26 protein-coding genes and 1 tRNA gene are annotated in these 23987 nt (G+C 69.8%); 11 read left to right on the forward strand and 16 right to left on the reverse strand.

Annotated features, from left to right (window positions below; genetic code table 11):
* Positions 1-25: 25 nt before the first annotated feature.
* The 7 genes from ACFPZ3_RS50280 to ACFPZ3_RS50310 form a co-directional block, all read right to left on the reverse strand.
* The gene (locus tag ACFPZ3_RS50280; protein ID WP_379521543.1) at positions 26-226 is read right to left on the reverse strand and encodes a hypothetical protein; all 201 of its coding nucleotides are present in this window, start codon (positions 224-226) and stop codon (positions 26-28) included.
* 6 nt (positions 227-232) lie between these two features.
* Entirely contained in the window at positions 233-928 is a 696-nt protein-coding gene (locus tag ACFPZ3_RS50285) for a hypothetical protein (protein ID WP_379521544.1), read from the reverse strand.
* Positions 929-933: 5 nt separating this feature from the next.
* Complete coding sequence (locus ACFPZ3_RS50290) at positions 934-1482, reverse strand: hypothetical protein (RefSeq protein ID WP_379521545.1); 549 nt, start codon at positions 1480-1482, stop codon at positions 934-936.
* Between the two features lie 71 nt (positions 1483-1553).
* A complete protein-coding gene (locus ACFPZ3_RS50295; protein WP_379521546.1) occupies positions 1554-1979 on the reverse strand; it encodes a hypothetical protein in 426 nt (141 codons plus the stop codon).
* A 138-nt stretch (positions 1980-2117) separates the two neighbouring features.
* On the reverse strand, positions 2118-3026 hold the full coding sequence (locus ACFPZ3_RS50300; protein ID WP_379521547.1) for a PDDEXK-like family protein: 909 nt from the start codon (positions 3024-3026) through the stop codon (positions 2118-2120).
* A 61-nt stretch (positions 3027-3087) separates the two neighbouring features.
* Positions 3088-3161: transfer RNA gene (locus ACFPZ3_RS50305), tRNA-Pro, on the reverse strand.
* 650 nt (positions 3162-3811) lie between these two features.
* Positions 3812-4033 carry a hypothetical protein gene (locus tag ACFPZ3_RS50310; protein WP_379521548.1) on the reverse strand — a complete coding sequence of 74 codons (222 nt, stop codon included), beginning with the start codon at positions 4031-4033 and terminating at the stop codon, positions 3812-3814.
* Positions 4034-4063: 30 nt separating this feature from the next.
* Here ACFPZ3_RS50310 and ACFPZ3_RS50315 point away from each other — a divergent pair, with 30 nt between their 5' ends.
* The 4 genes from ACFPZ3_RS50315 (at position 4064) to ACFPZ3_RS50330 (ending at position 7270) form a co-directional block, all read left to right on the forward strand.
* Positions 4064-4204, forward strand: coding sequence for a hypothetical protein (locus ACFPZ3_RS50315; protein ID WP_379521549.1), 141 nt, complete (start codon positions 4064-4066; stop codon positions 4202-4204).
* Positions 4205-4292: 88 nt separating this feature from the next.
* Complete coding sequence (locus ACFPZ3_RS50320; RefSeq protein WP_379521550.1) at positions 4293-5420, forward strand: L-talarate/galactarate dehydratase; 1128 nt, start codon at positions 4293-4295, stop codon at positions 5418-5420.
* Positions 5421-5422: 2 nt separating this feature from the next.
* Positions 5423-6553, forward strand: coding sequence for an L-talarate/galactarate dehydratase (locus ACFPZ3_RS50325; protein WP_379521551.1), 1131 nt, complete (start codon positions 5423-5425; stop codon positions 6551-6553).
* Positions 6554-7270 (forward strand): FadR/GntR family transcriptional regulator, encoded by a 717-nt coding sequence (locus ACFPZ3_RS50330; RefSeq protein WP_379521552.1) that lies wholly within the window; start codon positions 6554-6556, stop codon positions 7268-7270.
* Between the two features lie 14 nt (positions 7271-7284).
* Here ACFPZ3_RS50330 and ACFPZ3_RS50335 read toward each other — a convergent pair whose 3' ends face one another.
* The 5 genes from ACFPZ3_RS50335 to ACFPZ3_RS50355 are packed head-to-tail and all read right to left on the reverse strand — an operon-like array spanning position 7285 to position 12057.
* Entirely contained in the window at positions 7285-8550 is a 1266-nt protein-coding gene (locus ACFPZ3_RS50335) for a glucarate dehydratase family protein (RefSeq protein WP_379521553.1), read from the reverse strand.
* Positions 8547-8942 carry a universal stress protein gene (locus tag ACFPZ3_RS50340; protein WP_379521554.1) on the reverse strand — a complete coding sequence of 132 codons (396 nt, stop codon included), beginning with the start codon at positions 8940-8942 and terminating at the stop codon, positions 8547-8549. Before ACFPZ3_RS50340 ends, ACFPZ3_RS50335 begins: the two co-directional genes overlap by 4 nt.
* Positions 8939-10438: a tripartite tricarboxylate transporter permease gene (locus ACFPZ3_RS50345; RefSeq protein WP_379521555.1), complete on the reverse strand. Its 1500-nt coding sequence runs from the start codon at positions 10436-10438 to the stop codon at positions 8939-8941. The genes ACFPZ3_RS50340 and ACFPZ3_RS50345 overlap by 4 nt, the downstream gene beginning before the upstream one ends.
* A 9-nt stretch (positions 10439-10447) precedes the next feature.
* Complete coding sequence (locus tag ACFPZ3_RS50350) at positions 10448-11035, reverse strand: tripartite tricarboxylate transporter TctB family protein (RefSeq protein ID WP_379521556.1); 588 nt, start codon at positions 11033-11035, stop codon at positions 10448-10450.
* A gap of 14 nt (positions 11036-11049) precedes the next feature.
* The gene (locus tag ACFPZ3_RS50355) at positions 11050-12057 is read right to left on the reverse strand and encodes a tripartite tricarboxylate transporter substrate binding protein (protein ID WP_379521557.1); all 1008 of its coding nucleotides are present in this window, start codon (positions 12055-12057) and stop codon (positions 11050-11052) included.
* A 169-nt stretch (positions 12058-12226) separates the two neighbouring features.
* Between ACFPZ3_RS50355 and ACFPZ3_RS50360 the strand changes: the two genes are divergently transcribed.
* The 3 genes from ACFPZ3_RS50360 to ACFPZ3_RS50370 all read left to right on the forward strand — a co-directional run bounded on the left by ACFPZ3_RS50360 (position 12227) and on the right by ACFPZ3_RS50370 (position 15492).
* Entirely contained in the window at positions 12227-13141 is a 915-nt protein-coding gene (locus ACFPZ3_RS50360; protein WP_379521558.1) for a LysR substrate-binding domain-containing protein, read from the forward strand.
* Positions 13142-13250: 109 nt separating this feature from the next.
* A complete protein-coding gene (gene kdgD / locus ACFPZ3_RS50365) occupies positions 13251-14165 on the forward strand; it encodes a 5-dehydro-4-deoxyglucarate dehydratase (RefSeq protein WP_379521559.1) in 915 nt (304 codons plus the stop codon).
* Positions 14166-14172: 7 nt separating this feature from the next.
* A complete protein-coding gene (locus ACFPZ3_RS50370; RefSeq protein ID WP_379521560.1) occupies positions 14173-15492 on the forward strand; it encodes an enolase C-terminal domain-like protein in 1320 nt (439 codons plus the stop codon).
* A 49-nt stretch (positions 15493-15541) separates the two neighbouring features.
* Here ACFPZ3_RS50370 and ACFPZ3_RS50375 read toward each other — a convergent pair whose 3' ends face one another.
* Complete coding sequence (locus tag ACFPZ3_RS50375; RefSeq protein ID WP_379521561.1) at positions 15542-16393, reverse strand: DUF72 domain-containing protein; 852 nt, start codon at positions 16391-16393, stop codon at positions 15542-15544.
* A 68-nt stretch (positions 16394-16461) separates the two neighbouring features.
* Positions 16462-17433 carry a helix-turn-helix transcriptional regulator gene (locus ACFPZ3_RS50380; RefSeq protein ID WP_379521562.1) on the reverse strand — a complete coding sequence of 324 codons (972 nt, stop codon included), beginning with the start codon at positions 17431-17433 and terminating at the stop codon, positions 16462-16464.
* Between the two features lie 113 nt (positions 17434-17546).
* Between ACFPZ3_RS50380 and thrS the strand changes: the two genes are divergently transcribed.
* The 4 genes from thrS to ACFPZ3_RS50400 all read left to right on the forward strand — a co-directional run bounded on the left by thrS (position 17547) and on the right by ACFPZ3_RS50400 (position 22300).
* On the forward strand, positions 17547-18797 hold the full coding sequence (gene thrS, locus ACFPZ3_RS50385; protein WP_379521732.1) for a threonine--tRNA ligase: 1251 nt from the start codon (positions 17547-17549) through the stop codon (positions 18795-18797).
* Positions 18798-18870: 73 nt separating this feature from the next.
* Positions 18871-20835, forward strand: a complete 1965-nt coding sequence (locus ACFPZ3_RS50390; RefSeq protein WP_379521563.1) for a TRAP transporter permease — start codon at positions 18871-18873, stop codon at positions 20833-20835.
* The gene (locus tag ACFPZ3_RS50395) at positions 20832-21782 is read left to right on the forward strand and encodes a TAXI family TRAP transporter solute-binding subunit (RefSeq protein ID WP_379521564.1); all 951 of its coding nucleotides are present in this window, start codon (positions 20832-20834) and stop codon (positions 21780-21782) included. Before ACFPZ3_RS50390 ends, ACFPZ3_RS50395 begins: the two co-directional genes overlap by 4 nt.
* A 35-nt stretch (positions 21783-21817) precedes the next feature.
* Positions 21818-22300 (forward strand): hypothetical protein, encoded by a 483-nt coding sequence (locus tag ACFPZ3_RS50400; RefSeq protein WP_379521565.1) that lies wholly within the window; start codon positions 21818-21820, stop codon positions 22298-22300.
* On the opposite strand, the gene ACFPZ3_RS50405 is transcribed toward ACFPZ3_RS50400, so the two are convergent.
* Both ACFPZ3_RS50405 and ACFPZ3_RS50410 read right to left on the reverse strand, forming a co-directional pair.
* Complete coding sequence (locus ACFPZ3_RS50405) at positions 22278-23246, reverse strand: magnesium transporter CorA family protein (RefSeq protein WP_379521566.1); 969 nt, start codon at positions 23244-23246, stop codon at positions 22278-22280. The genes ACFPZ3_RS50400 and ACFPZ3_RS50405 overlap by 23 nt on opposite strands.
* Entirely contained in the window at positions 23246-23953 is a 708-nt protein-coding gene (locus ACFPZ3_RS50410) for a DUF72 domain-containing protein (protein ID WP_379521567.1), read from the reverse strand. The genes ACFPZ3_RS50405 and ACFPZ3_RS50410 overlap by 1 nt, the downstream gene beginning before the upstream one ends.
* Positions 23954-23987 lie beyond the last annotated feature (34 nt).

Raw genomic sequence — 23987 nt, forward strand, 5'->3', positions numbered from 1 at the left:
TCTTCCAACGGTTCCTGAACGGTTCCTAACGGCGGGCTCTGCCGCCGCGCCAGTTGCTGTACCCGGTGCGGATGCCGGCCGTGCCGACGCCTGCCTGGTGCAGGGCCAGCAGGGTCAGCCCCAGCAGGACGAACGTCATGCCGGAGAAGCCACCGGGAATCGTCGCGCCTACCAGGTCGAGCAGAAAGCCCAGCCCGAAGATGATCGCAGCGATGATCGCGAGCATGTCATGTCACCTCATTCCCTGACTCTGGTACGGAGTGGGCTGAGAAGGGGACGTGCCGGAGATCGTGAGCAGGCGCTCCAGGACGTTTCTGTAGTCGCGCAGCGCCAGACGCAGCTGCTCGGTGTCGGCGCTCTCTGTGTCCTTCCAGCGGTCGCGCAGGGCGTTCGTACGGTTGGACAAAGCGCTGGTGAGGGCGTCCACCACCTCGCCGACCAGCCCGTCCGCGCGCTGTACCGCCTCGCCGGGGTCATCCACGAAGGCCGCCTGCAGGTCGCGCCAGCGGGCCTGCACCTCCGCGGGATCCTGATCGAACAGGACGGTCTCGTCGGGGGCCGCGTGAGCGGGAGGGGCGGGGTCGGTCTCCTGGGCCTCGACCTGCTCGGGCTCCGGCGCCAGCATGTCGCCGCCGGCCCTGGCGTACGGGTCGCGGAGAGGGGTGTCGTCCTCGTCGTTGGCAACGGGGGTGTCGGCAACGGGGGTGGCGGCCGGGTACTCGTCATCGACCCGCGGATCGCCGCCGGGAAGGGGCGTACCGTCGGCGGTCTCGCCGCGACGAACCTCGGTATCGGCCTCGCTACGGGCGAACTCGTCGTCATCGGCGAGTTCGTTCCTCTGCGCGGCCTCCCTTTCCCTGTCCTTGTCGGTCTCGTCGTCGGTCAGGTCGTGGCGTTGCGACGGCACCTTCAGCTCGTCGCTGCTCATATCGTTCACCGTCCTCGACTGGTCTCGTGGAGCAGTTCCTCGAACAGCGCGCGATAGTGCACCATGGCCTGCCGGAGGTCCTCCGTGGAGGCCTCCTTCCTGGCCGCGTGCCCGCTGATCTCGTGAGCCGTCCTGTAGTGGTCGAGCGTCGCCCCGTGCCCCACCGAAAGGTCGGACAGGCGCTGCTCGAAGTCCTCCGTCGGGTAACCCCGCTCCGCCATGACGGCCGTGACCAGCTGGTCAGCCTCGGTCACCGCGAATCCGGGCGCGTCCACGAAGCGTTCCTGAACCTCGATCCACCGGCTGGCGTAGGCGTCGCGCGACTCCTCCGTCAAGGGCTTGATGTCGAGCTCCGAATGGCGCTGCTCGCGGCTGAGCAACTCCTGCTCCGCCTCCCGGCGGTTGTTGTCGTGTTCGGCGACTATGCGTTCGTACTCCGGGCCGAAGCGTTCGCGGAGTTGTGTGCGGCGCTTCTGCTGCAGTACGAAATATCCCACTGCGGCGAGCGCCACCACCGCGACCACGACGACGGCCACCCATATCCAGGTGGTCATGATGTTCGCCTCCGGTCTCTGTGTAGAGTCCCAGCGACTGCCCTCGAACGACGTGTCGAAACTTGCGGACCTCAGCGGGCTTCGAGCGCCTTCCTGGCGGCGTCCAGCACGGATGCGACGTGTGAGCCCTCCGGGGCGGCAGGGATCTCACTGAACCCTTCGCCGGCGTCGTACCGCACGTCGAGCCCTTGGTCCACGAGCCGCTGAGCCCACCGCAGCGCGGTGTTCAACCGCTCAGCCGCCGGCGGCTTCCCCTGGGCCGCCGCCGACAGATTGCGCAGATTGGTCGCCGGCCCGGACTGGGAGTGGACGCGGGCCAGCTTCCAGGGGAGGGCGCCGCTGTGGTCGAGCATCTGCTTGGCCAGCCCGGCGGCCCGCTTGGCCTGCAACACCCCTGACTCGCTGACCCCGAAGTGAACGGCCAGCTCCTGCACGCTCATCCCCTCGGCGACGAGCCTGGCCAGCTCCTTGCGATCAATGGTCGCCTTCCGCCCCACGTGGCCGCCTCCGCTCAGGCTTTTCCAGGTATGCCCGCTTGACCTGCAGGAACAGCAACCATTATAAGAACTGAGATCGCTACCGATGGTAGCGCCCGCCCAGCGGAGCGCACTGGACGGCCCGAGCCCGAGCAGTGCCTAGCTGAGCAGGCTCTTGGCGGAGCCCTTGGAGGTGCCGGACAGTCGATAGGCGATGGTGACCATGCCTTCACCGGCCATGCAGCTCTTGACCTGAACCCGCTGAATGGAGTTCCCCATGTCGACGAGAAGATCATAAGGCTTGGCTTCCAGCGGCAAGGAGGGCGTGAAGCCGCGCAGAGTGAACCAGGCGGCGGCGATGCTGGTTGCGGCTTCACGCAGGTGCCTGAGGCCGGCGACCGGCTGAGGGGCGGGTTCGCTGGTGACAGTGTCCAAGTGATCGGTCGTGACCCCTGCCAGGGCTGCCTGTCGCTTGATCGTGGTTCGATTCTGGCGCGTGTCGCTCACGCCGAGAGAGTCGGTCGCCTCGGCCCAGGTGGAGCGCTCTGCCGATTGTCGAAGCTGTGCGGGGCTCCAGCGCCGCGTGCCGGTGAAGTGATCGGTGTCAAGTCTGAGGGCCTCGACTCGCTTCTTGAGGACGTCGAGTTGCCGGCCGCCCTTGGAAGCCAGCCCAAGCGTCCGGGAAACTCCACGCCACGATGTGGCACCGGCTACAGCCATCGTGAGCTCCTCGTCGTTCCATGTCCTGGTGAAATGGTCGACGCTGGGCGGGGCGGGACTAAGGAGGGCTGATTGTTCAACGGTGGCGACCGTGACTTCTGGGCGTGGGCTGAGCCGCGGACGGGGACGCCGGGGACGCCCAGGTTGTGCTTGGAAGTGCGATGTGTCGAGCTCCAGCGCTCTGGCGCGGGCCTGCATGATCTTGCGGGAGGCGGTGGCGGTGGGGTGGTACCCGAGACTTCTGGCCACACCGGACCAGCTGATGGATAGCGCGATCGCGCTGCGGAGGTCCTCGTCGCTCCATCGCATGGCATCGCGGCGGGTGTGCTTGGATGTGGTGGCTGGCACCACTGGAGAATAGAAAAACCCGATCACCAAATCTCGGCAATCGGGAATTGTTGTTCAAATGTCGGGACGACAGGATTTGAACCTGCGACCCCCTGACCCCCAGTCAGGTGCGCTACCAAGCTGCGCTACGTCCCGGTCAAGCCCCTGCTGGACCTTTTGATCGGGTTCCAGCTGGCCTTGCGTGAAGAACACTATCACGTGCGGCAGACCCCTCTGTGCCAACTTTTCGAAGGCTGGAAAGGGCCTGCCGGGCGGCGGCCCGCGCACGATTTCCCGCCGGAAGCGGGCAGGCGGCAGGCCTCTATTCGCCAGGACGCCTCGCCCCGGCCGCGATGCTGTGCGGCCGGGGCGGTTGGAGCTTTGGTGCCTCAGCGCACCCCGGCTGAGGCATGTGTAGGTTATGACCTTCTGTCCGGTTTGTATAGGTTTTTGGAACGTCTCCGAAATTCTTGGCGCTTGAGATCGCCAGTCGCAGCGCGATCACCGGGGCGGTCGCGCTGCTGGCCGGGCACAACGTCGTGCGGCGGTCGCGGGCGGCGGGGCAGCCGGTGGACCATGTCACGCTCGACCCCCAGGCGCTCGACCCGACCGGGTTCGTGGGGGCGATCTACCGGGAGCAGGCCGACATCGCCCGCTCCGCGCTCGACCTGATCGAAGACGGGCCCTCCGAACGGCGATCGATGCTCGAAGAGGGCGCCGCGTTCTACGACCGGCGCGACCATGGGCGTGCGGTACGCGAGCACGCATCCGGACAAGGTCGCCGGCCTCGTCCTCATCGACGGCGCCTACCCGGTCACGATGTTCGGCGAGGCGCACGTGCGCAGGCGGTTCAGACGACTGGGGTGGCTCATGCGCATCGCGGCGTTATTCGGCCAGTCGGCGAAGATGAGCCCTGCCGAGGCGGCACAGGTGGTCATCGAGATGGACGCGCTCAACGGCGGCGTCGAGGCGGACTTCGCGGCCATGCGGTGCCCGGTCGCCTTCGTCGTCGCGAGCGGGGCGCGCACTCAGGGGCCCCGGCGGAGGACAACGCCCGGATGCGGGCCACCGTCTCCAAGGCCACGGCGGTCAACGAGCGGGTGACGGTGTACGCGACCTCGACCAGCAACCACGTGCAGCTCATCGCCAAGGACGCCGAGACCGTGGCCGGCGCGATCGAGGACGTCGTCAAGCGGTAGGGCGGATGACCGGCTGGGGCAGTTGTCATATGACTTATGGATTTGTACGATGACGTACGAATTCTAACCGCCCATCCCGAGGACCACCATGGCTTCCGACCGCATCCGGCACGTCTCCCTCTCCTCCGTCACCCTCCCCCTCGCCGTCCCCATCAGCGATGCCAAGGTCCTCACCGGGCGGCAGAAGCCGATGACCGAGATCGCCTTCCTCTTCGCCGAGATCACCACCGAGGACGGCCACGGCGGCACCGGCTTCAGCTACTCCAAGAGGGCCGGAGGCCCGGCGCAGTACGCGCACGCGAAGGAGGTCGGCGAGAACCTGATCGGCCAGGATCCGTCCGACATCGCCAAGGTGTACGACATGTTGTTGTGGGCGGGGGCCTCGGTGGGGCGGTCGGGGGTGGCCACGCAGGCGCTGGCCGCGATCGACATCGCCCTGTGGGACCTCAAGGCGAAGCGGGCCGGGTTGCCGCTGGCCAAGCTGCTGGGGTCGTACCGGGACTCGGTGCGGACGTACAACACCTCGGGCGGGTTCCTGCACGCTCCCATCGAGGAGGTGAAGGAGCGGGCGAGCCAGTCGCTCAAGAGCGGCATCGGCGGCATCAAGATCAAGGTGGGGCAGCCGGACATGAAGGAGGATCTGCGGCGGCTGGCGGCCGTGCGGGAGCACATCGGGGACGACACGCCCCTGATGGTGGATGCCAATCAGCAGTGGGATCGGGCGAGCGCTCTGCGGTTCGGGCGGGCCGTGGAGGAGCTCGGGCTGGTGTGGATCGAGGAGCCGCTGGACGCGTACGACGCCGAAGGGCACGCGCAACTGGCGGCGGCGCTCGACACCCCGATCGCGACCGGGGAGATGCTCTCCAGCGTGGCCGAGCACGTACGGCTCATCGAGGCCCGCGCGGCCGACATCATCCAGCCGGACGCCCCGCGCGTCGGCGGCATCACGCCCTTCCTGCGGCTGGCCACGCTCGCCGACCACGCGGGCCTGCAACTCGCCCCGCACTTCGCCATGGAGATCCACCTCCACCTGGCCGCCGCCTACCCGCGCGAGCCCTGGGTCGAGCACTTCGAGTGGCTCAACCCGCTGTTCGAGGAGCGGCTCGAAACGCGCGACGGGCGCATGATCGTGCCGGATCGGCCGGGGCTGGGGTTCACCTTGAGCGAGCAGTGCCGGGCGTGGGTCGTGGACAGCGTCGCGTTCGGGAAGGCGTGAAAATGGGGGACCGGATCGAGGCGGTGCGGTTCGGGCGTTACGCCGTGCCGCTCGCCCACGCGGTGAGCGACGCCAAGGTGGCCACGGGGCGGCAGCGGCCCCTGTCCCAGATCGATGTCCTGACCTGCGAGATCACCAGCAGGGACGGGGTGGGCGGGCTGGGGTTCTCCTACACCACCCGGGCCGGCTGCCAGGCGCAGTTCGCGCACGTGAAGGAGATCGGCGAGCTGCTGATCGGTCAGGATCCGTCCGACATCGGCAAGGTGTACGACATGTTGTTGTGGGCGGGGGCCTCGGTGGGGCGGTCGGGGGTGGCCACGCAGGCGATCTCCGCCGTAGACACCGCTCTGTGGGACCTCAAGGCGCGCCGGGCGGGATTGCCGCTGGCCAAGCTGCTGGGTGCCCACCGGGACTCGGTCAAGGTCTACAACACCTCGGGCGGCTACCTTCAGGCGCCGATCGAGGAGGTGAAGGAGAAGGCCGGTCTGTCGCTCAAGAGCGGCATCGGCGGCATCAAGATCAAGGTGGGGCAGCCGGACATGAAGGAGGATCTGCGGCGGCTGGCGGCCGTGCGGGAGCACATCGGGCAGGACACGCCCCTGATGGTGGATGCCAATCAGCAGTGGGATCGAGCCAGCGCTCTGCGGTTCGGGCGGGCCGTGGAGGAGCTCGGGCTGGTGTGGATCGAGGAGCCGCTGGACGCCTATGACGCCGAGGGGCACGCTCAGCTCGCGGCGGCGCTTGACACTCCGATCGCGACCGGGGAGATGCTCTCCAGCGTGCCGGAGCTCGTGCGGCTCATCGACCTGCGTGCCGTCGACTTCCTTCAGCCGGACGTGCCGCGCGTCGGCGGGATCACGCCGTACCTCAAGGTCGTCGCGCTGGCCGATCACGCGCACCTGCAGGTCGCGCCGCATTTCGTGATGGAGATCCACGTGCATCTGGCCGCCGCCTATCCGCGTGACTCCTGGGTCGAGCACATCGAATGGTTGTCGCCGCTGTTCGAGGAGCGGCTGGAGATCGAGGGCGGGCGCATGCGCGTACCTGAGAGGCCGGGGCTGGGGCTCAGCCTGGCCGGGCGGGCGCAGGAGTGGCGGCTGGACGAGGTCGGGTTCCGCGGGACGGGGCGGTAGATGCCGCCGGAACGCAGGCTCGACCGCGACACCGGGCGGGGGCTCGCGCACGAGCTCGTCGAGCGGCTCAAGGACCGCATCCTGGCCGGTGAGATCGAGCCGGGGCAGAAGCTCCCGACCGAGTCGTCGCTCATCCAGGAGTTCGGCGTCAGCCGTACGGTGGTTCGCGAGGCCATCTCGCGGCTCCAGGCCGCCGGGCTGGTCGAGACGTTCCAGGGGCGTGGGTCGTTCGTGCTGGCCCTGCCCGCCTCGACGGCCTTCTCCGTGGAGGCGGCGCAGGTCCGCACCCATCGCGACGTCCTCGACATGATCGACTTTCGGATCGGGGTCGAGTCGGAGGCGGCGGGGCTGGCCGCGGAGCGGCGTACGGAGTTGCAGCTCAAGGCCGTCGAGCGGGCGCTGGTCGATCTCGGGCGATCAGGGGAGCAGCCGGGCAACGCGGTCGAGGCCGACTTCGAGTTCCATCTCAAGATCGCGCTCGCGTCGGGGAACCGGTTCTACTCCGACCTGCTGGCCTCGCTCGGGCCGATGATGATCATGTTGCCGCGGACCCGGCTGGAGCATGTCTACAGTGTTTCGAACGCCACTCACCTGACGAGGGTGACGCTCGAACACGAGAACATCTACCGCGCCGTCGCCGACCAGGACGCGGCGGCGGCACGGGCGGCGATGCGGGTGCACCTGTCCAACTCCCGCGCCCGCCTGCAGACTCCGTAGCCCCGCCCGCAGGGCTACCAGCGGGCCGTGTTCGGGGTGAAGTCCGGGACGACGCCGCGCATGTACGCGGTGTCCTCCCGCCCCCGCTGCCCGCACTTGACGTACTGCTCGTGCAGGGCGGCCAGCGCGTCCTCGTCCAGCTCGACGCCCAGACCGGGACCCGTGGGCACGGCCACGCCGCCGCCCGCGAACTCCAGCACCCCCGGCTTGACGACCTCCTCCGTCTTCCACGGGTAGTGGGTGTCGCAGGCGTAGGTGAGGTTCGGCGTCGTGGCGGCCAGGTGGGTCATGGCGGCCAGGCTGATGCCGAGGTGGGAGTTGGAGTGCATCGACAGGCCCATCCCGAACGTCTCGCAGATGCCGCCCAGCAGCGCCGAGCGGCGCAGCCCGCCCCACAGGTGGTGGTCCGAGAGGACGACCTGGACGGCGTCGGCGGCGACGGCGGGCTTGAGGTGCTCGAACGCGATGACGCACATGTTCGTGGCCAGCGGGAGATCCGTGTGCCGGGAGACCTCCGCCATGCCGTCGATGCCGGGCGTCGGGTCCTCCAGGTACTCCAGGACGTCCGCGAGCCGGTCCGCCACCTTGATCGAGGTCTCGACAGTCCAGGCGCCGTTCGGGTCGATGCGCAGGGCATGGCCGGGGAAGGCGGCGGCCAGGGCCTCGACGGTCTCCATCTCGTGGCGGGGCTCGTACACGCCGCCCTTGAGCTTGATGGCGGTGAAGCCGTACTCGGAGACCATGCGGCGGGCCTGGGCGACCATCTGCTCGGGCGTGCGGCCCTCGCCCCACGTGTCCTCGTCGTGGCCCGGGTGGCCGGCCCACTTGTAGAACAGGTACGCCGAGTACGGCACCCGCTCGCGCACCGCCCCGCCCAGCAGGTCGCTCACCGGCCGGCCGAGCGCCTTGCCCTGCAGGTCGAGCAGGGCCACCTCGAAGGGCGCCACCACGGTGTCCACGGCGCTGGAGACCTCCAGCATGCCGCCGAAGCTCGCGCCCGCCCCACCCGTGGAGGCCCCCAGCGTCTCGACCACGACCCGGCGCAGGCCGTTGAGGTCGAAGACGTCCGTGCCGGGGAGTGCGGCGGCCACCGCGCGGAGGCGTTCGACGTGGGCCTGGTCGGCGTAGGTCTCGCCGAGGCCGACCAGCCCGTCGTCGGTGCGCACCTGGACGATGGCGCGCAGCACGTACGGCTGGTGCACGCCCACGACGTTGAGCAGGGGCGGGTCGCGGAAGGCGACCGGCGTGACAGTGACCCTGCTGACCCTGCTGACCTTCACCGGGCGGCCTTCACGGTCAGCACCGGCACGCTGGACTCCATGAGGATGCGCTGCGCCTCGCTGCCCATGATGAACTTGCCCACCAGGGAGCGGTGCCGCAGCCCGATGACGATGAGCGTGCCGCCGCTCTCCTCGACGAGCTCCTCGAACGTCTCGGGCAGGTCGTCCTCGTGGAGCGGCTGGCGTACCTCGGCGTCCACGCCCGCCTCCCGCGCCCGCCGCAGCAGCTCGGCGCCCGCGGCGTCGTCGATCTTGTGTTCGTCGACGGTGGCGCCGCGGCGGGGGGAGTTCACGATGATCACGCGCTCCCCGCGCAGGGCGCCCTCGCGCAGGCCCGCGTCCACGGCGGCCTCGCCCTCGGGCGTCGGAACGTACCCGACGAGGATGGTCATGAGATCTTCTCCTCAACACGATTGCGGCGCACGGACTTGCGGATCAGCGGCCAGACCGCGACGGCCACGACCAGGGCGAGCACCGTTCCCGAGATGGGGCGGGTGAAGAAGCCGGTGGGGTCGCCGCCGAAGATGAGCAGCGCCTGCCGCGATGAGTTCTCGATCATCGAGCCCAGCACGAACGCCAGCACGAGCGGTCCCGGCTCGAAGCCGAACTTCTTCATCAGGTAGCCCAGCAGGCCGAACACGATGACCATGTAGACGTCGTACACCTGGTTGTTGACCGTGTAGGCGCCCAGCAGGGTGATCAGCACCGTGATCGGGGCCAGGATGGCCGGGCGCACCCGCAGGATCTTCACGAACACGCCCACCATCGGGATGCTCATGATCAGCAGCAGGATGTTGCCGATGTACATCGAGTTGATGACGCCCCAGAACACGTCGGGGTGCTCGGTGACGAGCTGCGGGCCCGGCTGGATGCCCTGGATGAGCAGCGCGCCGAACATCAGGGCCATCGTCGCGTTCGCCGGGATGCCGAGGGTCAGCAGCGGGATGAACGACGAGGTCGCGGCGGCGTTGTTGGCGGTCTCGGGCGCGGCCACGCCCTCGACGGCGCCCTGTCCGAAGCGCTCCGGGTTCTTGGCGCGGCGCTTCTCCAGCGCGTACGCGGCCAGCGACGACAACACCGCGCCACCACCGGGCAGGACGCCCAGGATGAACCCGACGAGCGAGCCGCGCCCGATCGCCCCCGACGACTGCCTGAGGTCCTTGCGGGAGGGCCACACGTTGCCGACCTTGGCGGGCGAGTGCACCTGGTTGTGCCGCGCCTCCAGGTTGTAGAGGATCTCGCTGAGACCGAACAGACCCATGGCGATCGGGATGAAGTCGATGCCCTCGGCCAGGTTCAGGTTGCCGAAGGTGAAACGCTCGGCGCCGGTGAACGTGTCGCGGCCCACGGTCGCGATCAGCAGGCCGATGCAGGCGGCGACGATGGCCTTGAGCTTGTTGCCGTTGCCCACCGAGGAGATCAGCAACACGCCCAGGATGCCCAGGGCGGCATATTCCGGCGGCCCGAAGTCGAGCGCGAACCCGGCCACGATCGGGGCGACCAGCGTCAGGCCGAGGATCGAGACCGTGCCGCCGATGAACGAGCCGATGGCCGCGATGCCGAGCGCGGTGCCCGCCTTGCCCTGCCTGGCCAGCGCGAATCCGTCGAAGACGGTCACCACCGAGGACGCCTCACCCGGCAGGCGGAGCAGGACCGAGGTGATCGTGCCGCCGTACTGGGCGCCGTAGAAGATGCCGGCCAGCATGATGATCGCCGACACGGGCCCGATGCCGTACGTGATGGGCAGCAGGATGGCGATCGTCGCCCCCGGGCCGAGACCCGGCAGCACGCCGATGAGCATGCCGATGATGACGCCGATGAGGCAGTAGAGCAGGTTGGCCGGCTCCAGCACGACGCCGAAGCCGTTGAGGATCGGGGAGATGTCCATGTGACTTTCTCAGATAAGGCGTGGGAGCGGGATCTGCAGCAGCACCACGAAGAGCAGGTAGAACGCTGCCACGGCGCCGATGCTGATCACGATGGAGGAGCGCCACGACTCCTTGCCCAGCCAGCGCAGCCAGACGAACATGAGCAGCAGCGAGGGGATCTCGAAGCCGATCACCGGCAGCAGCGCGGCGAGCAGGACGAGCGTCACCAGGCCCACCACGGTGAGCAGGCTGGAGCGGGAGAACCGCTCGGTGTCCTGCAGGCCGCGGCCCGTGACGACGAGCGTCGCCGACAACACGACGATGACGACGCTGATGGCGAACGGCCACAGGCCGGGACCGGGCTGGGTGAGCTGCCCGAGCCCGAGCGCGAACGAGCCGATCGCCCCGAAGACGCCGACGGCGAGCGCCACCACCGCCGCACCGATCTGCGCGAGCGGGCCGGCGTGCGGCGGCCTGGCCTCCTCCATCTCGGCCTGGAGCCGGTCGGCCTCCTCCTGAAGAGAGCCCTCCTGAAGTGAGCCCGCCTGAAGAGAGCCGGCTTCGGCGGACGAACCAGCGGAGGAACCGGTGGACGCCGCCTCATCGGACATGGACATGGGCACTCCTTCGATCAGCCGGCCAGGCTGATGCCGAACTCGTCCAGCTTCGCCTTGAACGTGGTGGTGTCGCTCTTCAGCGAGCTGAGGACCTCCTGCGGGGAGGTCTCCATCGGGGTGAGCGAGTTCTGCTCGTTGAACTTCTTGTACTCGGCCGTGGCGAACGTCTTCTTGGCCGCGTCGAGCAGCTTGGTCTTGACGTTCTCCGGCGTGCCCTTGGGCGCGGTCAGGAAGCGGTACTGGGTCACCAGGACGTCGAAGCCCTGCTCCTTGGCCGTCTTCACGTCCGGGAGGTAGGGGATGCGCTCCTTGGAGAAGACGGCGAGCGGGACGAGCTTGCCGGCCTTGATGTTCTCGATGGCCTCGCCGATCTGCATGGTCGAGACGTCCACCTGGTTGCCGAGCAGGGCGGTCAGGTTGGGGGCGCCGCCGTCGAAGGGCACGGCCGTGGCCTCGACGCCGGCGGTCTTGAACGTCAGCGCGGAGGCGAGCTGGGCACCGGTTCCGACGCCGGTGGTGCCGTACCGGATGGTCTTGCCGGCCTTCTTCATGTCCTCGATCGAGGTGAAGCCGGACTTGGTGTTGGTCGCCATGACGTAGTCGTCGCGCGAGACGCCGGTGATGACGTCGAACGAGTCGATCTTCGTGGCCTCGGCGGCCGACACCGTGAGCGGCGTGATGGTGAAGAGGGAGGCGTTCTGCACGGCGATCTTGTAGCCGTCGGGCTTGGCGGACTGCAGTTCCTTGGCGGCGAGCGCGCCGTTGGCGCCGGGCTTGTTGAGCACCGGGGCGGAGACGCCGAGTTCCTTGCTCAAGCCCTGGGCCAGCGCCCGGGTGATGAGGTCGGAGGAGCCGCCCGCGGAGGCGCCGACGCTGAACTCGATGTTGCCCGACGGGTATTCGCCGTCGCCGCCGCCGGAAGAGGTCGTCTTGACGCCGCCGCACGCGGTCAGCGCGATCGCGGCGGCCGCGCCGACGACGCCCACGAGAATGCGGCGGGGGGCTGTCTGAGATGTCGGCATTGACTTCTCCTTCATGCGGGCGGAGGACGCCCATTGGCCTGCTCTGGAGAGAAGAGGAGTTGCGTAAGGTTACGGCAAGGTTTCCGCTCTGTAGTTCTCCGGAGACTAGGGACCTGCCTCGATGCCTGTCCAGGCTAAATTCGGTATCAAGTGATACTCTCTGTGCATCATGCTAACACTCGATCAGATTCGGGCATTCGTCGCTGTTGCGGAGGAGCTCCACTTCGGCCGCGCGGCTGATCGGCTGCGCATGACCCAGCCCCCGCTCAGCCGCCACATCCAGAAGCTGGAGCGGGCGGTCGGCGTGATCCTTTTGGAACGCGACAACCGGCGCGTGGTCCTCACCGACGCCGGGCGCGCCTTCCTGGACGACGCGCGGCGCATGCTCTCGCTCGTCGACACCGCGGGGGACCGGGCGCGGCGGATCGCCAGCGGCGCGGCGGGCACCGTACGGCTCGGGTTCACCGCCGTCTCGGCCATCAGCATGCTCGGCGCGCTGCTGCGGCGGTTGTCGGAGCGGCTGCCGGAGATCGACGTCATCCTGCACGAGCGGGTGACCGCCGGGCAGGTGGACGGCCTGCTGCGCGGCGAGCTCGACCTGGGCCTGGCCCGCCCGCCCTTCGACATCGACACGCTCGACTCCCGCGTCGTCTTCCGCGAGCCGCTGTGCGCCGTCGTCCCCGTCGGTCACCGGCTGGCCGAGCTGGGGCGGCCGCTGGCGCCCGACGACTTCGACGGCCTGCCGGTGGTCAGCTACAACCCGGTCCAGTCGCGTTACTTCCACGAGCTGACCGTCCGCTTCCTCACCAACGCCCACCCCAGGATCGAGCAGCAGGTGCACCAGATCCTCACCGCCGTGCTGCTGGTGGCGGCGGGCAGGGGCGTGGCGCTGGCCCCGGCCAGCGCTCGCTCGCTCGGGGTGGACGGCATCGTCATCTGCGACCTCGTACGGGGCGGCGGCGACCCGCTGGACGACGAGGCCGCCACGAACGAACCGGTCGAGCTGCACGTCATCTGGAATCGCGAGTCCACCAACCCGGCACTCGGCCGCGTGCTCGAACTGCTGCCCGACCTGGGAGCATGATGCCCTATGGGTATCGCCGGATACGCAATAGCACTTGGACAGGAATCGCCCCCGCTTCTTAGCCTGGCGGGCAGACAGACCTTAACGTGAAGCGAGGAGCGCCCCGCCCATGCCCGATTACGCCCCGCAGGAGCTCGCCACACAGCTCAAGAGCGGCCTGCTGTCCTTCCCCGTCACCCATTTCACCCAGGACCTTGAGTTCGACGAGGCGGCCTACCGTGAGCACCTGTCCTGGTTGAGCGGGCACCCGGTGGCCGGCTTGTTCGCCGCGGGAGGCACGGGCGAGGGCTTCTCGCTGACCGCCACGGAGATCGACCGCGTGGTCCGCGTGGCGGTGGACGAGGTGAACGGCAGGGTCCCGGTCGTGGCCCCCGCCACCGGCGGCACCGCGACCGCCGTGGAGCAGGCCAGGGCCGCCGAGGCCGCGGGCGCTGACGGTCTGCTCCTGATGCCTCCCTACCTCACGGAGGCCGGTCAGGAGGGCCTGGTCGAGCACGTCTCGGCGGTCTGCGCCGCCACCGGCCTCGGCGTGATCGTCTACAGCCGGGCCAACGCCGTGCTGAACGACCGCTCGGTCGCGGCCCTGGCCGAGCGGAACGAGACGCTCGTCGGGTTCAAGGACGGCGTGGGCGACATCGAGAACCTCACCCGCATCTACGCGGCCGTCGGCGACCGCCTGGCCTACATCGGCGGCCTGCCCACCGCGGAGACGTTCGCGCTGCCGCTGCTGCAGCTCGGCGTGAGCACGTACTCCTCGGCGATCTTCAACTTCGTGCCCCAGTACGCGCTCGACTTCTACGCCGACGTGCGGGCCCAGAACCGGGATGCCGTCTACCGGCGCATCCGCGAGTTCGTGATCCCCTACCTGGACATCCGGGACCGCATGAAGGGATACGCCGTGTCGATCATCAAGGCGGGCCTGACCGCCGTCGGCCGCCCCGCCGGGCCGGTGCGGCCGCCGCTGCAGAACCTCAAGGACGGCGAGCTCGCCGAGCTGACCGCCCTCATCAACAAGATCAGCTAGGGGCGCCGTGTCTCCCACCATCCAGAACGTCGAGGTTGTCCCGGTCGCCGGATACGACAGCATGTTGCTCAACCTGAGCGGCGCGCACGGGCCGTTCTTCACCCGCAACGTCGTCATCGTGACCGACTCCGACGGGCGCACGGGACTGGGCGAGGTGCCCGGCGGCGAGGCGATCAGGCGGACCGTCGAGGAGGCGGGCGCGCTGCTGGCCGGGCAGCCGGTGGCCCGCTACCGGGGGTTGCTGCGATCGGTGGCCGAGCGGTTCGCCGGGCGGGACGCGGGCGGGCGCGGGCTGCAGACGTTCGACCTGCGCACGACCGTGCACGCCGTGACCGGCCTGGAGTCCGGCCTGCTCGACCTGCACGGTCAATACCTCGGCGTGCCCGTGGCCGACCTGCTAGGCGAGGGCCGGCAGCGCGACCGGGTGCCGATGCTGGGCTATCTGTTCTACGTCGGCGACCCGGGGAAGACGGACCTGCCCTACCTCGTGGACGACGGCGACGACCGCTGGTCGCGGCTGCGCCGCCAGGAGGCGCTGACGCCGGACGCGGTGGTGGCGCTGGCCGAGGCCGCCCAGGAGCGGTACGGGTTCACCGACTTCAAGCTCAAGGGCGGCGTGCTGGCCGGCGAGGAGGAGATCGAGGCGGTCACGGCGCTGGCCCGCAGGTTCCCCGAGGCCCGGATCACGCTCGACCCGAACGGCGGCTGGCTGCTGGCCGACGCCGTACGGCTGTGCAGGGGGCGCGGCGACGTCCTGGCCTACGCCGAGGACCCGTGCGGCGCCGAGGGGCGGTTCTCGGGGCGGGAGACGATGGCCGAGTTCAGGCGGGCCACCGGGCTGCCGACCGCGACGAACATGATCGCCACGGACTGGCGGGAGCTGGCGCACGCCGTACGCTCCGACGCCGTGGACATCCCGCTCGCGGACCCGCACTTCTGGACCATGGCCGGGTCGATCCGCGTCGCGCAGCTCTGCCACGACTTCGGCCTGACGTGGGGCTCGCACTCCAACAACCACTTCGACATCTCGCTGGCCATGTTCACCCACGTCGGGGCCGCTGCGCCGGGTGAGATCACGGCGCTGGACACGCACTGGATCTGGCAGGACGGCCAGGCGCTCACCACGAAGCCGTTCGCGATCAGGGACGGCGCCATCGACGTGCCGGACACGCCGGGGCTCGGTGTCGAGCTCGACCGCGGGGCTCTGGCCGAGGCCCACGAGCTGTACCTCAGCAAGGGCCTGGGCGCCCGCGACGACGCCGTCGCCATGCGGTTCCTGGTGGAGGGCTGGGAGTTCGACCCCAAGCGGCCCTGCCTCGTGCGCTGAGGGCGCTCAGAAGCTCGTGCGCTGAGGGCGCTCAGAAGACTGAGGGCGCTCAGAAGAGGGTCAGCGGCTCGTTCGGCATCGGGTCGGGGAGCGGGGCCAGCTCGGGCAGTCGGGCGCGCACGTCGTCGTGGAAGCGGCGGGCCAGCCGCAGCGCGTCCGCGTTGTCCGGGGTGTGGATGAACACGGTCGGCGAGCGGCCCTCCCGCAGCCACTCCGTCACCGTGTCCACCCAGGGCCGCCAGCCCTCCACCGTGCGCTCCTCCGCGTCGCGGCCCAGGTAACGCACGATCGGGTGGCCGGTGAGCGCGCGCGTGCGGCGGGGCACGCGCGGCTTCTTCGTCCAGGCGTCGCGTTCGGCGTCGCTGGTGGGCGGCCCGTCGAACATGACGGTCGTGTCGAACGGGACCCACTCGGCCTCCACGGTCGCCAGGACCCGTTCGAGCAGGCGCTGCGAGCGCTCGTCCTCGAAGAAGGCCGGGTGGCGGACCTCCACGGCGTAGCGGTGCCCCTGGGGGAGCCCGCGCAGGAAGGCCGCCAGCGCGCCGAGGTCGGTGGGGGAGAAGGAGCCGGGAAGCTGCACCCAGAGGGCGTGCGCGCGCGGGCCCAGCGGCTCCATCACCTCCAGGAACGTGCGCAGGTCGTCCTCGGTGTTCCTGAGGCGGCGCTCGTGGGTGATCGGCTTGGGCAGCTTGACCACGAAACGGAAGCCGGGGGAGGTCTGGGCCGCCCAGGACTCGACCGTGGCCCGGGACGGGGTGGCGTAGAACGTCGTGTTGCCCTCCACGGCGTCGCACCACGTCGCGTACGCCCGCAGACGATCACCCGGGGAGAGGCGGTCGGGGAGGAAACGTCCCTGCCAGCGTGCGTGCGTCCACATCGCGCATCCCACATGAAGCCGCATGGATCCGACGTTATCGGAGACGGGCGCGGAGTCAGACGTCCAGGCGGCACAGCCCTTCCGCCTCGGCGTCAGACGTCCAGGCGGCACAGCCCTTCCGCCAGGGCCTTGGTGGTCAGGCGGGTGCGGCTGTCGCAGCCGAGCTTGGCGAAGATGTGCTCCAGGTGGGTCGTCACCGTGCGGACGCTGAGCACGAGCGCCGCCGCGATCTGCGGGTTGGAGTCACCGGCCGCCACCCTGGTGAGCACGTCGACCTCCCGCCCGGTCAGCTCGTACGGCAACGAGCACGGCCGTTCGGCGGCCACGGCCCCCTGCAGCGCCCCCTGGAACCCGACCCCGGCCCGCACCAGCCGCACCTCGTGCCAGTGCCCGTCGGCGGCGAGCCAGAGCCCGTGCCTGCCGAGCTCGCGCGAGTCGATGAACGCCCGCGCGTACGAGGCCATCGCCGGGTCGTCCCACAACGCGGCAGAGGCCGGGTGCCCCGGCACCTCGCGGCGTGTCCCGAGCCGGTCGAAGGCCACCGCGCGGAAGCCCGCGGGCAGCCCCACGGGGTCGATCACGCACCGGCTCAGGTCGGTGAGGTGCGCCAGCATGGGGCTGACCGCCGCCACCAGCGCCCCCGTGAGCCGGGGGAAGGCGTCTCTGGAGGCCAGGTGGAGCAGGCCCGTGTAGCGGCCGTCGGTCAGGAACAGCGGCGCCGTCAGCCCGGCCCGCCAGCCGTAGGGGGCCAGATGGCGGCGGAAGTAGCGCTCGGTGCCCGGTTCCGGCATGCCGACGGGCGCGCGGGTGGCGATGGCCCTGCGGTAGGCCTCCAGCCCGGCGTATTCCTCGGCCGCGTCGCGGTCGATGCGCCGATGGCCGTCGGAGACGACGCTGTGGTGCCGCCCGGTGGCGGGGTCGTAGGCGACGAACTCGTAGGCGTCGAGCGCGGCCACCCGGCGCAGCGCCGTCATCGCCCCCTGGGCGCCGCCACCGCCTGCGACCTGGTAGCCGACCTCGGCGAACGCCTGCAGTTGGCGCACGTCCACGGTGATCTCCGCCACGCTGCTTTTATACCAAAATTAGCCAGAAGTTTTACCGGCCCCTCGCGTGCTACCGTCGGATCCATGCAGCGCGCTTTCGTCACGACGACGCCGGACACCGTCCCGGCGCGCTGATCGCATGCTTCCCGGGCGGACGCCCGGGAGCCTGGTCGTTCGCCCTTTCCCAGGAAAGGATGATCATGAACGACCATCGCAGACTCGGCCGCGAGCTGGGCATCTTCGACACCGACCCGCTGATCGGCTCCGGCCTGCCCTACTGGCTGCCCGCCGGGTCGGCCGTGCGCAAGGCCATCGAGGACTACGTGCACGAGCTCGAACGCCGCAACGGCTACCAGCACGTCAACTCGCCGGTGCTGGGCAAACGCGAGTTGTACGAGCGATCGGGCCACTGGGCGCACTACGCCGAGGACATGTTCCCGCCCATGCTGGTGGGCGGCGAGGAGTTCGTGCTGCGGCCCAGCCTGTGCCCGCACCACGCGCTCATCTACCGATCGCGCCGGCGCAGCCATCGTGAGCTGCCGCTGCGCCTGGCCGAGTTGGGCGGCATGTACCGCTCCGAGCCGTCCGGCGTGCTGGGCGGGCTGAGCAGGGTGCGGGCCATCCAGCTCAACGACGGCCACGTGTTCTGCGCCCCGGAGCGGGCCGCGGAAGAGGTGTCGGCGGCGCTCGACCTGATCGAGGCCGCGCACGCGCGGCTGGGCATCAGGGCCGCCCGCTACCGGCTGTCGCTGCGCGGCGAGGGCGCGAAGTTCGTGGACGACCCCGGCATGTGGGCACGCTCGGAGGCGCTCCTGCGTGACGTGCTGAACGAGCGCGGCCGGGACCACGACGAGGAGCGCGGCGAGGGCGCCTTCTACGGGCCGAAGATCGACATCCAGATCGCCGACCCGGCGGGCCGCGAGTCGACCCTGTCGACCGTCCAGGTGGACTACTTCCAGCCCGAGCGCTTCGACCTGGGCTACGTGGGCGGCGAGCGGCCCGTCATGGTGCACCGCAGCGTCGTCGGCGGCATCGAGCGGCTGGTCGCCCACCTCATCGAGGTGCACGGGGGCGCCTTCCCCGCCTGGATGGCGCCCGTGCAGGCCGTGGTGCTGCCGCTGTCGGACGCCGAGCTGCCCGCCGCCTCCGACCTGCTGCGGCGGTGCCTGGAGGCCGGGTTGCGGGCCGAGCTGGCGCCCGCCGATCGGGGCAGCCTGGGGGCCAGGATCAGGGCGCACCGGCTGGTGCCGTACCAGCTCGTGGTGGGGCCGCGCGAGGTGGCGAGCGGGCGGGCGGCGGTGCGGCTGCGCGACGGCGGCCAGGCGGGCGAGATGCCCGTGGAGCAGTTGGCCGCACAATCGCGACCGTTTGGATCAATCGGATAACGGAGGCTTCCCTGACGGCGTGAACGGCTCTTAGAGTCCCCTGCAACGCCGTGGTTCGGGGAGGACGAAGAACTTGACCGAGCTGAGCGATCGTGAGGCCGAGCTGCTGTCCACACACGAGCAGGAACGCCCGGCACGGCGGCTGGGCGGGCCGCTCCGTCTCGGCGTGTGGGTGCTGGGCGGGCTGTTGTCGGCATACTCGCTGGTGGTGGTGTTCCGGCCGGTCGAGGCGATCGAGCATCGGATGACATTCCTGGCGGTGGCGCTGCCGCTGGTCTTCCTCTGCTACCGCTCGGGGGCGGCCGCGTGGCTACGCCGCCGGTTACGGCGCCCCGAGCCGGCCCCTCGCGAGGGCGGCGTGGAGTGGCCGGGCGTGGGCGACTGGGTGCTGGCCGCGGCGTCGCTGGCCGTGCTGGTCTACCCGCTGGCCGGCATCGACGCCTTCCGCGAGCGCGGCTCGGGCGCCGCGCTGACCGATCTGGACATCGTGGCGGGCCTGGTGCTGACGGTGCTGCTGCTGGAGGCGGTCCGCCGCACCGTCGGCTGGATCTTCGCCGCCATCTGCGTCGCCTTCCTGCTGTACGCCTACTACGGGTCGTACCTGCCGATCGGCTGGACCATCGGGCATCCAGGGTTCGACCTCGGGCAGATCGTCTCCCAGCTCTACACCGGCACCGAGGGCTTCTTCGGCGTGCCGATGCAGGTGGCGGCGAGCTACATCATCCTGTTCACCATCTACGGCGCGGTGCTCGACTTCTCGGGGGCCAGCAAGTTCTTCATCGACCTGAGTTTCGCCGCCTTCCGCAGGTCCCGCGCCGCCCCCGGCCGCACCGTCACCACGGCCGGCTTCCTGCTCGGCACCGTGTCGGGCTCGGGCGTGGCCACCACGGTCAGCCTGGGCAGCGTGGCCTGGCCCGTGCTGCGGCGGGCCGGCTACCCGAAGGAGGCGGCGGGCGGCATCCTCGCGGCCGGCGGCATCGGCGCCATCCTGTCGCCGCCCACGCTGGGCGCGGCGGCGTTCATCATCGCCGAGTACCTCGGCGTGGGCTACCTTCAGGTGCTCCTGTACGCGACCATTCCCACGATCCTGTACTACCTCGGCATCTTCCTGGCCATCGAGATCGACTCCCGCCGCTTCGGCACCCACGCCGTCGAGGTGGACGCCCCCGGGGCAGGCCGGCTGCTGCTGCGCTTCGGCTACCACTTCAGCTCGCTGATCCTCATCGTCGTGCTGATGGCGCTGGACCGGTCGGCCTTCCAGTCCGTGGTGATCGCCACCGCCATCGCGTTCCTGCTGTCCTTCCTCGACCCCGCGAACCGCATGGGCCCCAAGCGCGTCGGGCAGGCGCTGGCCAAGGGCACGCTGGAGGTGCTGCCGGTGACCGCGGTCTGCGCGGCGGCCGGGATCATCGTGGGCGCCATCACGCTGACCGGGCTCGGGCAGAACCTCGCCGACATCATCGTGGACATCGGCGCGGGCAACCTGATCGTCACCACGGTCATGGCGGCCGTCGCGGTGCTGCTGCTGGGCCTGGCCGTGCCGGTGACGGCCAGCTTCATCATCGCCGCGGTGATCATCGGGCCGGCGCTGTTCGACCTCGGTGTCTCGGCGCCCGAGGCGTACATGTTCGTCTTCTACTACGCGGTGCTGTCGGAGGTGAGCCCGCCCACCGCGCTGTCCGCGGTCGCGGCGGCCGCGATCACCGGCGGCAATACGTACAAGACGATGATGATGACCTGGCGTTACACGTTGCCTGCCTTCCTGGTGCCGTTCGCCTTCGTGCTGACGCCGAACGGGCAGGCGCTGCTCGGGCAGGGGCCGATCGGCACCGTGCTGCTGATGACCGGGGTGTCGGCGGTCGCGGTGGCCGCCCTGGCCATGGCCACGGGCGGGCTGGCCGCCTGGCCCGAGCGGCTGCTGGCGGCGGTGGCCGCGGTGCTGCTGTTGTTCCTCGAACCCGTCCCCATCGTGGCCGGTCTGGCCGTGCTGGCCGTGGCCGCCGCCGCGCACCTCATCAGAAGAAGGAGAACAGCGTGAAGCGGATTCTCACGATAGTCGCCGCCACGGTCCTGGCCGCGGCGGGCTGCGGCGGCAGCGGTGCGGGGGGCGGTTCCGGAAACCGGATCTCGATCGCCACGGGCGGCACGACAGGCGTCTACTACGTGTACGGCGGCGGTTTAGCGAAGCAACTCTCGGCGAACATCGCCAACACCCAGGCCACCGCCTCGGTCACCTCGGCCTCCGTCGAGAACATCAAGCTGCTGGCCTCCGGCAAGGCCCAGATCGGTTTCTCCCAGGCCGACACGGCCGCCGACGCGGTCAACGGCAAGGACACCTTCACCTCCAAGCAGCCGATCAAGGCCATCGCCCGCATCTACGACAACTACACCCACCTCGTGGTCGCCCCCGGCGTCGCCGCGACCAAGGCCGCCGACCTGAAGGGCAAGCGCGTCTCGCTCGGCCCCGCCAACTCCGGCACCCAGGTCGTGGCCAGGCGCGTGCTGGAGGCGGCCGGGATCAACCCGGACACCGACATCACCAAGCAGCAACTGTCGATCAACGAGTCGGTGCAGGCCGCCAAGGACGGCACCATCGACGCGTTCTTCTGGGTCGGCGGCCTGCCCACGGCCGGCATCACCGACCTGGCCGCCAGCAAGCCCGACATGAAGATCCTCGACACCAGTGACGTGCTGGGGAAGATGCAGGCCACGTTCGGCCAGCAGTACGTGGCGCTCGATGTGGACATGTCCACCTACAAGCTGCCCGGCAAGATCAAGACCGTCGGCATCGCGAACGTGCTGCTGGTGCCCGACTCGATGAGCGAGCAGCTCGCGTACGACATCACCAAGACGTTGTTCGAGAAGAAGGCCGAGCTGTCGGCCGTGCACCCGGAGGCCAAGAAGCTGGACCTGGCGCTGGGGCAGCAGGTGGCCCCGGTCCAGCTGCACCCGGGGGCCGCCCGCTACTTCAAGGAAAAGGGCTGACCAGGCTGCTCCTGCCGCTCGCGGCGCTCGCGGCGGTGGCCGCGCTCGGCACCGGCTCCGGCGCCGGCCGCCTGACCGTGAACGGCCTGCCCGTCGTGGCGGGCCGGTTCATGATCGGGTACGTGCATTCGATCTACCGCGCGCCCTCCGCGGAGGTCTTCACCGTGGAGGGCGGCCGTTTCACCATGCGGGCGGTGCTCTCGCTGAACGAGGGCGTGCTGGACTACTACGACCTGGAGGGCGAGCGCATCCGCCTGCCGGGCGGCGGGTGGCTGCTGCGCCTGGCCGAGCCCGCCACGTACGGGGAGTTGTCCCTGCTCACCACCTCGATCGGCCGCAGGACCGTGATCTCCGGTGACCGCTGCCTGCCCCTCTACCCGGCGGCCGCCGAGGTGCGGCTCAAGCTGCGGCTCACCACGGAGGTCCGCGGCGAGCCCTGCCGCCTCCCCTACACGGGCCGCCTTCGGCGCTCCGCGCGGGCGGCGGAATCCGCGCTCACAACCAGTCCTTCTTCTTGAACACCGTGTACAGCGCCACCGACGTCAGAGCCACCAGGATCGAGGAGGTCCAGAACCCCCAGGGCTGCCCGGACCCCGGATAGGGCACGTTCTGCCCGTAGTAGCCGGTGATCATGGTGGGCACGGCGATGATCGCGGCCCAGCTCGTGACCCGCTTCATGATCTCGTTGAGCCGGAAGCCCTGCTGGGCCAGGCGGGTCTCGCGGACGTTGGCGAGCATGTCGCGGATGGACTCCACCCACTCGGTCACGCGCAGCACGTGGTCGAAGACGTCCTCGTAGTAGGGCCTCATCACCGGGTCGGCGATGAGGTCCTGGTCGCGGCGGAGCAGCGTGCCGATCACCTCGCGCATCGGCATCGTGATCTTGCGGAGCTTTGTGGTCTTCTTGCGCAGGACGTACATGGCGCGCTGCAGCTCCTTGCCGTTGCGCACCTGGTCCTCGAACAGCGCCTCCTCCAGCGCCTCCGCCTGCCCGTCGAGGTCCTGCACCAGGTCGAACTGGCTGTCCACCACGTAGTCGAGCAGGCCGTGCAGCAGGAACGTGACGCCGTGCCCGGCCAGGCGGGAGGCGGCGTCCCAGCGCCTGACCACCTGGGCGATGTCGAAGTGGTCGTTCTCGCGGATGGTGACCAGGGCGTTCTGGGTGACGAAGACGTTGACCTCGACGGGATCGAGCCGGTCCCCGTCGAAATGAACCCCATAGACGGTGATGAACAGGTGGTTGTCGTAGACGTCCACCTTCGGCCGTTGATGGTCGGACAGGACGTCCTCGACCGCCAGTTCGTGCAGCCCGAGCTCCTCGCTGATCACCCCGAGGTCGTCGGGCGAAGGAGAACACAGGTCGAACCAGACGATGTTGTCCGGATCGTCCACATAGTCGGAAACCTCCTCGACAGGGAAGCCTTCCTTTTCGAGGACACCGTTCCGGTACAGACGCGTGTGCACTAGAGGAGTCTGGCAAATCGTCTCGCGTTACGCACAGCCGCCCCTCCTGGATCGTTGTTGAAGTAGACGCAGGCGTCCCGCCAGCCCGCATCGCGCACCCTGCCCGCCCACGTCCGCAGCGCGCTCTCGCCGTACGCGAAGTTCACCCGCCCCTGGTGCAGGCGCACGTACCCCCAGTCGGCGGTACGCCAGAACGGCCCCTGCGGCCGGCTCAGCCGATCCGCCCAGCACAGCGCGGCGGCCCGCGCGATGAGGATCTGGCGCACCTCCTCGGTCCACCAGGAGTCGTGCCGCGGCTCCACGGCCACCCTGACCCCGCCGGGGAAGCAGCCCAGGCACCGGTCGAGCCTGCCGGGGTCGGCCTTCAAGGTCGGCGGGAGCTGCAACAGGATCGGGCCGAGCTTGTCCTTCAGCTCCGCGGCGGCGCCCACCAGGCGGGCGACCGGCTCCTCCGGCTCGGCCAGGCGCTTGACGTGGGTGAGGAACCTGCTGGCCTTGACCGCCATCACGAACCCCGGCGGCGTACGATCCCGCCAGGCCGCGAACGACTCGGGGCTGGGCAGGCGGTAGAAGGCGTTGTTGCTCTCGACGGTGGCGAACTCGGCCGCGTACGTCTCCAGCCACAGCCGCTGCGGCACACCCTCCGGATACAGGACCCCCCGCCAGTCCCCGTACTGCCATCCGGAGGTGCCCACCAGCCACGTCATGCCGTTGGCACTACCCAGTGGAGCCGGGTGCAGT

The sequence above is a fragment of the Nonomuraea insulae genome (assembly GCF_042656245.1).